Annotated in this window: 9 protein-coding genes, 1 other RNA gene and 1 pseudogene; 5 read left to right on the forward strand and 6 right to left on the reverse strand. The window is 69.6% G+C overall.

Going from position 1 to position 13,045, the window contains the following annotated elements; all coding sequences use genetic code 11:
- Positions 1-4: 4 nt before the first annotated feature.
- Positions 5-937, forward strand: coding sequence for a hypothetical protein (locus QM774_RS06130; protein WP_414975033.1), 933 nt, complete (start codon positions 5-7; stop codon positions 935-937).
- 43 nt (positions 938-980) lie between these two features.
- On the forward strand, positions 981-1,553 hold the full coding sequence (locus tag QM774_RS06135) for an FKBP-type peptidyl-prolyl cis-trans isomerase (protein ID WP_414975034.1): 573 nt from the start codon (positions 981-983) through the stop codon (positions 1,551-1,553).
- A gap of 1 nt (position 1,554) precedes the next feature.
- On the opposite strand, the gene QM774_RS06140 is transcribed toward QM774_RS06135, so the two are convergent.
- Together QM774_RS06140 and glnA are read right to left on the reverse strand one after the other, a co-directional pair.
- Positions 1,555-4,569 carry a bifunctional [glutamine synthetase] adenylyltransferase/[glutamine synthetase]-adenylyl-L-tyrosine phosphorylase gene (locus QM774_RS06140; RefSeq protein WP_414975035.1) on the reverse strand — a complete coding sequence of 1,005 codons (3,015 nt, stop codon included), beginning with the start codon at positions 4,567-4,569 and terminating at the stop codon, positions 1,555-1,557.
- 32 nt (positions 4,570-4,601) lie between these two features.
- Positions 4,602-5,939, reverse strand: coding sequence for a type I glutamate--ammonia ligase (gene glnA / locus QM774_RS06145; RefSeq protein WP_414975036.1), 1,338 nt, complete (start codon positions 5,937-5,939; stop codon positions 4,602-4,604).
- Positions 5,940-6,144: 205 nt separating this feature from the next.
- Here glnA and panB point away from each other — a divergent pair, with 205 nt between their 5' ends.
- The 3 genes from panB to QM774_RS06160 all read left to right on the forward strand — a co-directional run bounded on the left by panB (position 6,145) and on the right by QM774_RS06160 (position 9,677).
- Complete coding sequence (gene panB / locus QM774_RS06150; RefSeq protein WP_414975037.1) at positions 6,145-6,996, forward strand: 3-methyl-2-oxobutanoate hydroxymethyltransferase; 852 nt, start codon at positions 6,145-6,147, stop codon at positions 6,994-6,996.
- A gap of 114 nt (positions 6,997-7,110) precedes the next feature.
- Positions 7,111-8,097: a prolyl aminopeptidase gene (gene pip / locus QM774_RS06155; protein ID WP_414975038.1), complete on the forward strand. Its 987-nt coding sequence runs from the start codon at positions 7,111-7,113 to the stop codon at positions 8,095-8,097.
- Positions 8,094-9,677, forward strand: a complete 1,584-nt coding sequence (locus tag QM774_RS06160; RefSeq protein WP_414975039.1) for a CHAD domain-containing protein — start codon at positions 8,094-8,096, stop codon at positions 9,675-9,677. Before pip ends, QM774_RS06160 begins: the two co-directional genes overlap by 4 nt.
- Positions 9,678-9,687: 10 nt before the next feature.
- Here QM774_RS06160 and QM774_RS06165 read toward each other — a convergent pair whose 3' ends face one another.
- The 4 genes and pseudogenes from QM774_RS06165 to QM774_RS06180 form a co-directional block, all read right to left on the reverse strand.
- Positions 9,688-11,157 carry an RNB domain-containing ribonuclease gene (locus QM774_RS06165; RefSeq protein ID WP_414975040.1) on the reverse strand — a complete coding sequence of 490 codons (1,470 nt, stop codon included), beginning with the start codon at positions 11,155-11,157 and terminating at the stop codon, positions 9,688-9,690.
- Positions 11,158-11,184: 27 nt separating this feature from the next.
- Positions 11,185-11,583, reverse strand: an RNA gene (rnpB, locus tag QM774_RS06170) — RNase P RNA component class A.
- 41 nt (positions 11,584-11,624) lie between these two features.
- Positions 11,625-12,383 (reverse strand): annotated as a pseudogene (locus QM774_RS06175) (bifunctional RNase H/acid phosphatase); the annotation flags it as partial.
- The gene (locus QM774_RS06180) at positions 12,274-13,032 is read right to left on the reverse strand and encodes a zinc ribbon domain-containing protein (RefSeq protein ID WP_414975041.1); all 759 of its coding nucleotides are present in this window, start codon (positions 13,030-13,032) and stop codon (positions 12,274-12,276) included. The pseudogene QM774_RS06175 and the gene QM774_RS06180, both read right to left, overlap by 110 nt.
- Between the last annotated feature and the right edge of the window lie 13 nt (positions 13,033-13,045).

Genomic DNA, 13,045 nt, shown 5'->3' on the forward strand with positions numbered 1-13,045 from the left:
TGAGATGAGCGGAAAGAAGCGGGTCCTCCCGACGGCTCTGCGGCACCGCACCACCTCGCGGCGCAGGCGGAGGGACATCGTCATCGCGGTGACGCTGACCCTCGTGGCCGTTCTCGTGGTCGGCCTGGTGCTGATCGATCGTCGTCATCACGGCACCGGCTCGGCGACCGCCGACACCGCCGAGGCCGAGCGGCAGCAGCACAACGCGGCCGTGCTCAGCGACTCGTTCCTGAAGCTGAAAACCGATGTCCCGGTCGGCGTCGCGATCGTGCCGGTCGGCGGCGGAACTCCGATCCTCCTGGGCGATCAGTCCGTCCCCCTGGCCTGGTCGATCAGCAAAGTTCCCCTGTCGCTGATCACGCAGCGCAACGGCGGAGCCGACGGCGCGGAGGAGATCGGTATCACCGAGTCCGACGAATCCGCGGCCTGGACGATGACGCTGGCGATGGGCTCGGCGGAGAACGCCATCTCCACCATCACGTCCACGCTGCGTGAAGGCGGTGACGAGCACACCGTCGTCGAACCCTCCCCCGAGGGCGCGCCGTGGCCGTTCTTCGGCGAGACCCCGTGGTCCACCGCCGACTCGGCGATCTGGACCGCGCACCTGCCGTGCATGCGCGACAGTGCCCCGGTGATCGATCGCATGACCCGCGTCAACGGTGACCAGGACTGGGGTCTGCGCAGCATTCAGCCGAACGCCCCGGTGAAGGGCGGCTGGGGCCCCGACAACCCGGATGACGAGTCGGAGGGCTACACGGTGCGCCAGATCGGTCTGGTCGCGCTTCCCGACGGGTCCCGGGCCTCGGTGTCGATGAGCTCGCACCAGACCTACGAGACCTATTCGAGCGGCATCTCCACCATGAATCAGGTGGCGCACTGGATCGGCGAGCACCTCGCCCAGCTCCCCGGCGGCCGCTGCACGTCGACCGACGAGTAGGACGCCGCAGCCTGCCGGAGACGCGACGGTAGGGTGTCATGTCATGAACTTCCGCGCCCTGCCCAAGGCTCTCGTCCTCGTTCCCGTCGCCGCTTCCGTGCTGGCGCTCGCCGGCTGCTCGTCCGACAGCGACGGCAACACCACCACCTGCCCGAACGGCGCCCCGAAGGGCGGCGCACCGGAGTGGACCGTCACCGGCGCGAAGGGCAAGGCCGAGATCACCGGCCAGACCGACAAGACCGCACCGTCGATCAACCTCACCACCCCGTTCCAGGTCGACAAGACCCAGGTGAAGACGCTGCACGAGGGTCACGGCGCCGAAGTGTCGGCGTCGACGTCGGTCAACGTCTGCTACGAGGGTGTCAACGGCCGCACCGGCCAGGTCTTCGACAGCGCCTACCAGAAGGGACAGCCCGCGGCGTTCAGCGCCGAAGAGGTGGTCCCCGGCTTCGGCCAGGCCCTGACCGGCCAGAAGATCGGTTCGACGGTCGCCGTCGTGATCACCTCCGCCGACGGCTACGCGCAGGGCAACCCGCAGGCCGGGATCGAAGCCGGCGACACCATCATCTTCGCTCTGAAGATCCTGTCGGTCGCCGACGGCGGCGCCACCGACTGAGTCAGGCTCCGAACACCTCGGTGACGACGGCCTTGGCCCGCCGGGTCAGGCGCATGTAGTGCTCGAGGAACTCGAGCGCCTCGTCCTGCGGCCACCCCGCCGCATAGGCGATCGCCCTCAGCTGGCGCCCGGGACCGGGCAACTGGTCGATCGGCTTGCCGCGGACCAGCACCAGCGCGTTGCGGGCCTTGGTGGCCGTCAGCCAGGCGTCCTTGAGCTTCTCGACGTCCTCCGTCGGCAGCAGACCGACCTCGCCGATCGCGTCGAGTGCCTCGACGGTCGGTGTGCAGTGCAGCTCCGGATACTCGTGCGCGTACTTGAGCTGCAACAGCTGCACGGTCCACTCGACGTCGGCGAGACCACCGCGGCCCAGCTTGGTGTGGGTGGCCGGATCGGCGCCGCGCGGCAGCCGCTCGGCGTCCACGCGCGCCTTGATCCGGCGGATCTCCTTGACGGCCTCCGGTGAGACGCCGCCCTCCGGATAACGGATGTCGTCGATCATGTGCAGGAACTCGATGCCCAGGTCGGGATCGCCGGCGACGGCGTGCGCACGCAGCAGCGCCTGCACCTCCCACGGCTCGGCCCACTGGTGGTAGTAGTTCCGGTACGACGCCAGGCTGCGGACGATCGGCCCGTTCTTGCCCTCCGGCCGCAGACCCACATCCACTTCGAGCGGCGGATCGGCGCTGGGGGCGCCCAGCAGGCTGCGGACCTTGTCGGCGACGCCCTGCGCCCAGCGCAGCGCGTCGGTCTCATCGGCGCCGGGCACCGGATCGCAGACGAACAGCACGTCGGCGTCCGAGCCGTAACCCAGTTCGCCGCCGCCGAGGCGTCCCATCCCGATGACGGCCATGCGGGCCGGGGCCTCGCCGCGGTCGGCCGCCGAATCGGCCATCACCTTCGCCAGCGCCGCGTTGATCACCGCCGCCCACACCGACGACAGTTCGCGGCACACCTGCTGCACGTCCATCAGGCCGAGGATGTCGGCCGAGGCGATGCGTGCGAGTTCAGCGCGCCGATGCGAGCGCGCGACCTCGATGGCCTTGGCCGGATCGGCGTGCCGCATGGCCGACGCCATCATCGCCTTCGACACCTCTTCGGAGGTGACCGTGCACAGCTTCGGGCCGGTGGCACCGGTCGTATAGAGCTGGATGACGTCCGGCGACCGCATCAGCAGGTCGGCGATGTACTCCGAGGTGCCCAGCACGTGCATGAGCCGCTCGGCGACCACACCGTCGTCGCGGAGCAGCCGCAGGAACCATTCGGTGTCGGTGAGCTCCTCGCACAGGCGGCGATAGTTGAGCAGGCCGGCGTCCGGGTCGGGGGTCTCGCTGATGTGCTGCAGCAGGCTCGGCAGGATCAGCAGCTGGATCTGGCCGCGGCGTCCCGGTGTGGAAGCCAGCGCCTTGATGTGGGCCAGGGCACGGTCCGGCATGGCGTAGCCCAGTGCCGCCAACTGCCGCTGCGCCGCCTCGTTGTGCAGGTACAGCGAGTCCTTGTCGAAATGCGTGACCGCTTCGAGCAGCGGACGGTAGAACAGCTTCTCGTGCAGCTGACGGACGCGGCCCTTCTGGTGCCGCAGCTCCCGCCGCAGCACGGCCGCCGCGTCGTCACTGCCCTCCGGACGGATGTGGGCGGCACGGGCCAGCCACCGCATGGCGTCGTCGTCGGCCGGATCGGGCAGCAGATGGGTGCGCGAGAGTCGCTGCAGCTGCAGCCGGTGCTCCAGGGTGCGCAGGAACTCGTAGGAGGCATGCATGTTGGCGCCGTCGGTGCGGCCGATGTAGCCGCCGTCGGTGAGTGCGTCGATCGCCTCGAGGGTGGAACGCACGTGGAGGGTCTCGTCGACGCGGCCGTGCACCATCTGCATCAACTGGACGGCGAACTCGACGTCGCGCAGACCGCCTTCGCCGAGCTTGAGATCGCGCTCCTTCTCCCCCTCCGGCACCAGCGACTCCACGCGCCGGCGCATCGCCTGCACGTCGGGGACGAAGTCGTCCCGGTCGGCGGCCTCCCACACCATCGGCCCGATCTGGGCCATGTAGTCGGCGCCGAGGGCCCGGTCCCCGGCCATCGGCCGTGCCTTCAGCAGCGCCTGGAACTCCCACGTCTTGGCCCACCGGCGGTAGTAGGCGACGTGCGATTCGAGGGTGCGGGTCATGGCTCCGCGCTTGCCCTCCGGCCGTAGCGCGGCATCGACCTCGAAGAAGGCCAGCGACCCGACGCGCATGAGTTCACCGGCGATCCGGTCGGACACCGAGTCGGCGGGCTCGGCGACGAAGATGACGTCGACGTCGCTGACGTAGTTCAGCTCCCGCGCACCGCACTTGCCCATGGCGATGACGGCGATCCGGTTGTCCAAGGGCTTGTCGTCGAGCACCACGCGCACCGCGACCGCGAGAGCGGCGGTGAGCGCGGCATCGGCCAGATCGGACAGGTGGCCGCCCACCTCGGGGAGGTACAGCACCGGCTCGTCCTCGACGGTCGCCGCCAGGTCCTGTGCAGCGAGCTGCAGCACCTGATCGCGATAGGCGGTGCGCAGCTCGCGTACCGCATCGGGGCCGGTCAGCTGCGCCCGGTAGACGGGTGCGTCCGGATCGCCTTCGGCGACGGCGCCGACCGAGGCCAACAGTGCCTCACGGGCCTGTTCGGCGGTCGGCAGGCGGCGTTCGAGAAGCAGTCGCCACGAATCCGGTTCGGCGACCACATGGTCGCCGAGCGCGTCGGAGGATCCGAGAACACCGAGCAGCCGGCCCCGGAAGGTGCGGTCACTGCGCAGCAGGGCGTCGATCTCGCGCCAGGCGACCGGCCGCTGATTGGCCTGCAACCGCACGAGTGCTTTGAGGGCGAGGTCGGCGTCGGGGGCACGCGACAACGCCCACAGCAGGTCGACGCTGCCCGGATTGTTCCAGCCCAGGGTCGCCAGGTTCTCGCGGGCCGCCGGATCGAGCAGACCCAGACGCCCGGGGCTCGGGATCGCGGAACGACCGCCGGTGCGCTCGGTGGAAGAGGTCACAGTTGTCAGACTAGTCCTGCAGTCGGCGCCGCTCAGAGGGTCAGGTAGCTCTTCAGTTCGAAGGGCGTGGTCTGGCCGCGGTACTCGCTCCACTCCGACCACTTGTTCCGCAGGAAGTAGTCGAAGACGTGCTCACCGAGGGCCTCGGCGACCAGTTCGGAGTTCTCCATCTCGCGCAGTGCCTCGGCCAGCGACGACGGCAGCTCCTTGTAGCCCATCGCACGACGCTCGGCGCCGGTCAGCTCCCACACGTTGTCCTCGGCCTCGTCGGGCAGCTCGTAGTCGTTCGCGATGCCCTTGAGGCCCGCGGCGATCAGGACCGCGAAGGTCAGGTACGGGTTGCAGGCCGAGTCCGGGGTGCGGATCTCGACGCGGCGCGACGACGCCTTGTTCGGCGTGTACAGCGGCAGACGAACCATCGCCGAACGGTTGGCCCGTCCCCAGGTGGCGGCCGTCGGGGCCTCCCCGCCGTGGATGAGGCGACGGTAGCTGTTGACCCACTGGTTGGTGACGGCGCTGATCTCCCCCGCGTGATGCAGGATGCCGGCCACGAAACGCTTGCCGGTGTCCGACAGCTGCTGCGGATCGTCGGCGTTGTGGAAGGCGTTGCTCTCGCCCTCGAACAGGCTCATGTGGGTGTGCAGGCCCGATCCGGCGTACTCGCTGAACGGCTTCGGCATGAACGTGGCGCGCACACCGTCGTTGATGGCCGTCTCTTTGACCAGGTAGCGCATGGTCATGATGTTGTCGGCCATGCTCAGCGCGTCGGCGTATCGCAGATCGATCTCCTGCTGGCCGGGCGCGCCCTCGTGGTGCGAGAACTCGACCGAGATGCCGGTCGCCTCGAGCGCGTCGATGGCGTGCCGGCGGAAGTTGGGCGCGGTGTCGTGCACGGCCTGATCGAAGTAGCCGCCGTTGTCGGCGGGGATCGGCTCGCTGCCGTCCTCGGGCAGGTTCTTCAGCAGGAAGAACTCCACCTCCGGATGGATGTAGCAGGTGAAGCCCAGGTCGGCGGCCTTGTTCAGCTGGCGGCGCAGCACGTTGCGCGGGTCGGCCCACGACGGCGAACCGTCGGGCATGGCGATATCGCAGAACATGCGCGCCGAGTAGTGCTTGCCCTCGCTCTTCCACGGCAGCACCTGGAAGGTCGACGGGTCCGGCTTGGCGACCATGTCGGCCTCGAACACGCGCGAGAATCCCTCGATCGCCGATCCGTCGAAGCCGATGCCCTCGGAGAAGGCGCCCTCGAGCTCGGCCGGCGCGATGGCGACGGATTTGAGATAGCCCAGGATGTCGGTGAACCACAGCCGGACGAAGCGGATGTCTCGCTCCTCGAGGGTGCGCAGCACGAATTCCTGTTGGCGATCCATACGGCGACCCTATGCGTTCGGTGTTACACGCGTGTTAAGGACGACCCAGGTGACACTGCTGATCGGAGGACCCGACGACCGCGGTGTGACGAATTCCACCCGGCCGGGGGTGCCGGGCGACGCGGAGCGGTGCAAGAATCGATAGTGTCCGCACCAACCCGGGTACCCGCACCTCCGCGGGACTCGAGGCAGAAATGAGGCAATCATGTCCGACGCATCCGTCTACGGCGGCGCCGCCACCGGCACCCCCGATTCCAAGCCCCGCCGCAAGACCCGCGTGCAGCATCTGTCTGAATGGAAGGCCGAAGGCCACAAGTGGTCGATGCTCACCTGCTACGACTACTCCACGGCGCAGATCTTCGATGACGCCGAGATCCCCGTCCTGCTGGTCGGCGACTCGGGCGCCAACACCGTGTACGGCTACGACACCACCGTTCCGGTGTCCGTCGACGAGCTGATTCCGCTGGTCCGTGCCGTCGTGCGCGGTGCCCCGCACGCACTGGTGGTCGCCGACCTGCCGTTCGGCAGCTACGAGGTGAGCCCCCAGCAGGCCGTCGAGACCGCCATCCGCTTCTTCAAGGAGGGCGGCGCACACGCGGTCAAGATCGAGGGCGGCGAACGCATGGCCCCGCAGATCGCCGCGCTGACCGCCGCCGGCATTCCGGTGATGGCGCACATCGGCTTCACCCCGCAGAGCGTGAACGCGCTCGGCGGCTTCCGGGTGCAGGGCCGCGGTGACGCCGCCGACCAGTTGGTCGCCGACGCGATCGCCGTCCAGGAGGCCGGCGCGTTCAGCGTCGTCATGGAGATGGTGCCCGCCGAGCTGGCCGCCCAGATCACCCGCAAGCTGACCATTCCCACCGTCGGAATCGGCGCCGGACACGAGACCGACGCACAGGTGCTGGTGTGGCAGGACATGGCCGGCTACACCAGCGGCAAGACCGCCAAGTTCGTCAAGCGGTACGCGAACCTCGGCGACGAGCTGCGCGACGCCGCCCGCACCTATGCGGCCGAGGTGGCGGCGCAGCAGTTCCCGAGCGCCGACTACGAGTACTGATCGTCGCACCGCACTGTCCCTACTGCCCCGTATAGCGTTCGTCGATTCCTCAGCGAGGATGAGGCGGCGCATACGGGGCAGTAGTGCGTGCGGGCCGCGACTAGGCTGACGGTCATGGCCGACTTGTATCCCCCGATCGAACCGTACGAGTCAGGACTCCTGGACGTCGGCGACGGCCAGACGATCTATTGGGAGTGCTCAGGCGCCCCGGACGGAAAGCCGGCGGTCTTCGTGCACGGCGGACCCGGCGGCGGCACCACACCGGAATACCGGCGATTCTTCGACCCGGAGATCTACCGGATCGTGCTGTTCGACCAGCGCGGGTGCGGCAAGTCGCATCCGACGATCGCCGAAGCCGACGCGGCCGGCACCCTCGAGGCGGCCCTCGCGGTCAACACCACCGATCACCTGATCGCCGACATGGAGCGACTGCGCGAACACCTCGGCATCGACGCCTGGCAGGTGTTCGGCGGATCGTGGGGATCCACCCTCGGCCTCGCCTACGCGCAGACCCATCCGGACCGCGTGACCGAACTGGTGCTGCGCGGCATCTTTCTGCTGCGGCGCAGCGAGATCGACTGGTACTACAACGGCGGGGCGGCGCACATCTACCCGGACGTCTGGGAGGACTACCTCGCGCCCATTCCGGAGGGCGAGCGCGACGGCGACCTGGTGGCCGCCTATCACCGGCTCCTGACCGGCGCCGATCGGGCGAAGGCACAGGAAGCCGCGACCGCATGGAGCCGGTGGGAGCATCTGACGAGCTACCTGATCCCGAAGCCGGAAGGAAGCGGCGGGACGGACAGCACCGCCGCAGAAGACCTGGCGTTCGCGACGATCGAGAACCACTACTTCGTCAACCACGGCTTCCTGGAGGACGGGCAGCTGCTGGCCGACATCGCCGCCATCGCCGACATCCCGGCGGTGATCGTGCAGGGACGCTACGACGTGGTCTGCCCGATGCGCAGCGCCTGGGACCTGCACCGGGCCTGGCCGTCCGCCGAACTGCACATCGTCGACGACGCCGGGCACGCGTCGCTCGAACCCGGTATCACCGATCGGCTGGTCCGGGCCACCGACCGATTCGGGCAATGCGCATGAGCGCCCGCGAATCCATCGAACTGGAACTCAAGTTCGACGTCGACCCCGACGACGAGACACCCGATCTCACGCCGCTGGTGAGCGAAGGCGGACGGGTCGCCGAACCGGAGACCTACCAGCTGGTCGCGACCTACCTCGACACCGAGCAACTGGATCTGGCCGCCCGCAGGATCACGCTGCGACGACGAACCGGCGGCACCGACGCCGGCTGGCATCTGAAGCGACCGGGCGACGGTGCGGCGCGACGTGAACTGACGGTTCCGTTCGACGACGCCCCCGAATCCGGCCCGGTCCCCGACGAGATCCGGCGCGCGATCCTGGCCATCATCAGGGACCGCGAACTGACACCGGTCGCCACCCTGACCACCGAACGGACCGTCCGCCGCCTGCACGGAACCGGTGACGAGCCGATCGCCGAATTCTGCGACGACCGCGTGACCGGCACCGCGCTGCTGACCGGGCAGACGCAGCAGTGGCGGGAATGGGAGTTCGAGCTCCTTTCGACAAGCTCAAGGAGCGGAGGCGACGACTCAACAGGCGGGAGCGACAACTCGACGAGCGGGGGCGACGACTCGGCGAGCGAGGGCGACGACTCGACGGGCGGGAAGAGCGGGAAGAAGCTGCTGCGGTCGGCGGGGAAGCTGCTGCGGGCCGCCGGTGCCCGGAAGGCGTCGAGCGCCTCCAAACTGGCGCGCACCCTCGGCAGCGAACCACGACCTCCTGCCGCGCCGGCCAGGCTCGGGAAGAAGGCCCGCGGCCTGGACCTGGTGATGGCCTCGGTGGTGCGGCATCATCAGGAGTTGCTGGACACCGACCCCCTGGTCCGGGAGAACGCCCCCGACGCGGTGCACCGGATGCGGGTCGCGGCCCGGAAGCTGCGGTCGGTACTCATCTCCTTCCCGGCCGTGCTCGATCCCGACTCCGTGCAGGGCGTCACCGATGAACTCGCCGAACTGGGCGGCATCCTCGGCGCGGTCCGCGACCGCGAGGTGGCACTGGCCATCAACACCGGGCTGGTCGCCGACGAGCAGGTGCCCGACGATCTGCTGACGGCCTTGATCGACGACGAGGCGGCGGCTCTGCGCCGAGCCGACAAGAGCCTGCACTACGCGCTGTCCACCGACCGATACCTGGGGCTCCTCGGCGCGCTCGACGCCCTCGTCACCGACCCGGTACCCGGGCCGGATGCGCACCGCAGCGCCGACAAGGTCGCCGCGGCCGGTATCGCCGAGGCGCGCAAGCATCTGCGGAAGGCCGAGCGGCGGCTCGACGACCTCGAGCCGTGGTCCGACGAGTGGATCGACCAGGTGCATCGGATCCGGAAGAAGGCCAAGGCCCTGCGGTACACCGCCGATGCGGCGGCTCCGCTGCGATCACCCAAGGCCGCCAAGACCGCGCGCCGGGCGGCGCACATCCAGTCGCTGCTCGGCGACTTCCAGGACACCGTGGTCAACCGGGAACACTTCGCCGAGCTGACGTCGCGCGGCCTGTCCCCCGACGCCCAGTTCGTACTGGGCCGGCTCGACGCCCGCGAAGAGGCCCGCGGCATCGTGGCCGTCGAGGACTACCTCGACGGCTAGATGCACTCGGCTACGAGGTCACCGGAGCCTGCGCCTCGGCCGGCGGCGTATCGGGGCCGATCGCCGCGAAGTCGACCTCGCCGGCCTTCGGGTCGGCGACGGTCACCTCCACCACACACGTCTGTCCGGCGTCCGGGGACGGCGAGCAGGGCGCGATGATGGCGGGTACCGGGATGAAGATCTCCCCGGCGCGTTTAGCGCCGGCCTGACGCATGACGGTCGCGTCGAAGCGGGTACCGATCTGATCGGCCAGGACGGTCGCCTCGGCCAGATCGATGCTGCGCCGGTTCGCCGTCGACGAGAGGGAGTCGGCGCCGCTCATGATCTTGCCGAGTTCGGGCAGCGCCGCGCTCACCCAGTCGTCGACCGGCCGTCCCGCGGTGACCGCGAGACAGATCTCGGTGGCGAATCGGTCACCCAGGCGCCGCAGCGGCGCGGTGACGTGGGCGTACAGGCCGCCGACGCCGGCATGGACCAGTTCCTCGTCGCCGACCTGCTCACCCGGCTCGAGCGCCCGGTAGCCGGCGCCGCGCATGAGACGCGCACCCTGGGTCATCAGCGCCAGCGTCGACGGCTGGTCGGGCGGCAGCGTCGCGAGGAACTGTCCGGGCGAATCCCCGTCCGGCCACGGCACCTGAAGGTGACGGGCCACCGACCGCAGCTCGTCCACGGCCTCTTTGGTGGCCGCGGGCAGAGTCCGGAAGAAGCCGGTGCCGGCGGTCCGCATGATCTGCCCGGCGCACATGCCGACCAGCAGCGACACCTGCGCGTTCCAGCCGTCGGCCGGCGTGCGCGGCGCCAGCTGCAGAGTCCAGCGGCGCCGGTACTTGGAGTTCGTGTTGGGGACCACTTCCTGGTCGGGCAGTTCCAGTTGCACCGCACCGCGGTCGAGTGACCACTTCTCACGGAGTTCACCGAACGCCTGCAGACCGCTGATCGCCGGGTTCATGGTGCCGGCGACCGCGTCGGCGGCCACGCCCTGATAGTCGAGCCGGGCCCGCGACCGCACGACGGCGCGCTCCACGGTGGTCTCGGTGACGTCGCCGGCACCGTCCACCCGCACCGTCCACAGGACGGCGGGACGGTCGACGTCCGGCAGCAGTGAGCCGGCGCCCTCGGAGATGATCCTCGGATGGAGCGGGACGTTCCCGTCCGGGAAGTACACGGTGGTGCCTCGGCGGCGCGTCTCCGCATCCAGCGCTCCCCCGGGCTCGACGAGAGCGGCGACGTCGGCGATCGCGTAGTGCACCAGAAAGCCGTCGCCGTCGGGGACCAGGCGGACCGCCTGATCGAGGTCTTTGGAACCGGGCGGGTCGACGGTCACGAGTTCCAGGTCGGTGCGGTCCACCCGCTGCCCCGCGAACCGGTCGTGTGCGTTCTCCGCTTCGGCCCAGGCGTCGTCGGGGAACCGTTCGGTCACCCCGAGTTCCTGCCGCAGGGCGTCGAAATCGATCGACGGGGCTCTCCATCGGAACTGCATCTCGATCCCTTCCACCTGTCGGCCGGGCGAACGAGCCGGCCTGTAAGCCGGATCCTGTCCCGGCCTGAGCCGGGGGCGACCATCCATCTGGGCACACCGTCGCCGGGTGCCTCGAGCAGCCCACCCGCGGACTGAGACGAGCAGTCTCGTGCGTCCGCGCATCCGCACCCGAGGGTGCGGACTTCGGCCTTGCTCCGGGTGGGGTTTACCTAGCCGTCGCGGTCGCCCGCGACGCTGGTGCGCTCTTACCGCACCGTTTCACCCTTACCCGCTTGCGCGGGCGGTCTGTTCTCTGTGGCACTGTCCCGCGGGTCACCCCGGGTTGCCGTTAGCAACCACCCTGCTCTGTGGAGTCCGGACTTTCCTCGACTCGGGCCTGCACGGATGCCCGTACGGTTCCCTCGCCGCGGCCGCCCGGCCGGCTCGTTCGCATCTTGAACGATAGCCCGTCACCGTCGACTGTGAGGTCAGTGCAGGTGGGCGGTGTCGTTGACGCGGCGCACCACTGATCCGCCGTCCGGGTAGTAGTCGGCTTCCGAGAGCGAGGCGAGGTCCAGGTGCAGGCGGAACAGCAGTTCGGGGCCGACGCCGAGAGCATCGCGCAGAACCGTCTTGATCGGGGTGACGTGGCTGACCACCAGCACCCGCTGCCCGGCGAAACGATCCACCAGATCGGCCTTGGTATCCGCGATCCGGTCGGCGACCTGCGCGAAGCTTTCGCCCCCGGGTGGGGCGACGTCGATGTCGCTCAGCCAGCGCCGATGGAGGTCGGGGTCACGGTCGGCGGCTTCGTTGAAGGTCAGTCCCTCCCAGGCACCGAAGTCGGTCTCGATCAGTCCGTCGTGCACCTGCACAGGCAGTCCGAGGGCCTGCGCCGCCGCCTCCGCGGTGGTGCGGGCGCGGTCCAGCGGGGAGCAGACGACGGCGTCGAATCCGCCACCGTCGCCCAATCGGCGGGCGACGGCCCGAGCCTGTTCCCGGCCGGTCTCGGTCAGCGGCGGGTTGCCGCGACCGGAGTATCGCCGTTCCACCGAGAGCGGCGTCTGCCCGTGACGCAGCAGCACCAGCCGGGTGGGCTCGGCGACCTGGCCCTGCCAGCTGGGCGCGGTCATCGGTTCACTCGGCCTTCGGGCCGGACGGCAGACCGGACTGCTCGGTGCGGACCATGATCGCACCGCATTCCTCACAGAACAGGACGTCGTCCTCGCCGGCGGCGGCGATGCGGCCCAGCGTCACCGGGTCCAGTTCCAGACGGCAGGCTCCGCAGCGGCGCTGCCGCACGAGGCCGGCACCGACCCGTCCCTGAGTGCGCAGCCGGTCGTAGGCGGTCACCAGCTCGGGCGGCAGGTCGGCGACGATCGTCTCACGCCGGCCGGTGAGGTCGTCGAGTTTGCCGGCGGTCTCCGCCGAAGACGTCTCGCGCGCGGCTTCGGTGTCGGCACGCTGCACGGTCAGTTCCTCGACCGCCGCCTTCGCCCGGTCGAGCTCGGCGCCGGTCGCCTCCTGCTGCTCCATCGTCTCCAGCAGCTCGGATTCGAGTGCGTCGCGGCGGCGGGCCAGCCCGGACATCTCGTGCTGCAGTTCGGTGAGCGCCTTGTGGCTGAGCGCGCCCGAATCCAGCTGCGCCTGGTCCCGCTGGGCGTGCTCGGTCATGCCGGTCAGTTCCGCATCGGTCTTCTCGTATTCGCGCTGCAGGTCGGCGACGGCGACCTCGGCCCGCGCCACGTCGTCCTTCGCGACCTCGAGCCGCTCATCGATGCCGAGGAGCTGCTCGACCTCCGGCAGATTGTTCAGCAGGTGGCGGGTCCGGGCGATCTGCGCGTCGAGATCGGCCAGATCGAGCAGCTCTCGCTGGTGTGCCGGGGCGGCTTTCATACGCGGGTCTCTT

It is taken from the genome of Gordonia sp. (in: high G+C Gram-positive bacteria), from assembly GCF_047600565.1.
Classification (GTDB): Bacteria; Actinomycetota; Actinomycetes; order Mycobacteriales; family Mycobacteriaceae; genus Gordonia.

What these genes read in the sequence shown, in the direction of transcription:
- QM774_RS06130 (WP_414975033.1), top strand. Translation starts at nt 5, where the DNA reads ATGAGCGGAAAGAAGCGGGTCCTCCCGACGGCTCTGCGGCACCGCACC.
- QM774_RS06135 (WP_414975034.1), top strand. Translation starts at nt 981, where the DNA reads ATGAACTTCCGCGCCCTGCCCAAGGCTCTCGTCCTCGTTCCCGTCGCC.
- glnA (WP_414975036.1), bottom strand. Translation starts at nt 5,939, where the DNA reads ATGGATCGCCAACAGGAATTCGTGCTGCGCACCCTCGAGGAGCGAGAC.
- panB (WP_414975037.1), top strand. Translation starts at nt 6,145, where the DNA reads ATGTCCGACGCATCCGTCTACGGCGGCGCCGCCACCGGCACCCCCGAT.
- pip (WP_414975038.1), top strand. Translation starts at nt 7,111, where the DNA reads ATGGCCGACTTGTATCCCCCGATCGAACCGTACGAGTCAGGACTCCTG.
- QM774_RS06160 (WP_414975039.1), top strand. Translation starts at nt 8,094, where the DNA reads ATGAGCGCCCGCGAATCCATCGAACTGGAACTCAAGTTCGACGTCGAC.
- QM774_RS06165 (WP_414975040.1), bottom strand. Translation starts at nt 11,157, where the DNA reads ATGCAGTTCCGATGGAGAGCCCCGTCGATCGATTTCGACGCCCTGCGG.
- QM774_RS06180 (WP_414975041.1), bottom strand. Translation starts at nt 13,032, where the DNA reads ATGAAAGCCGCCCCGGCACACCAGCGAGAGCTGCTCGATCTGGCCGAT.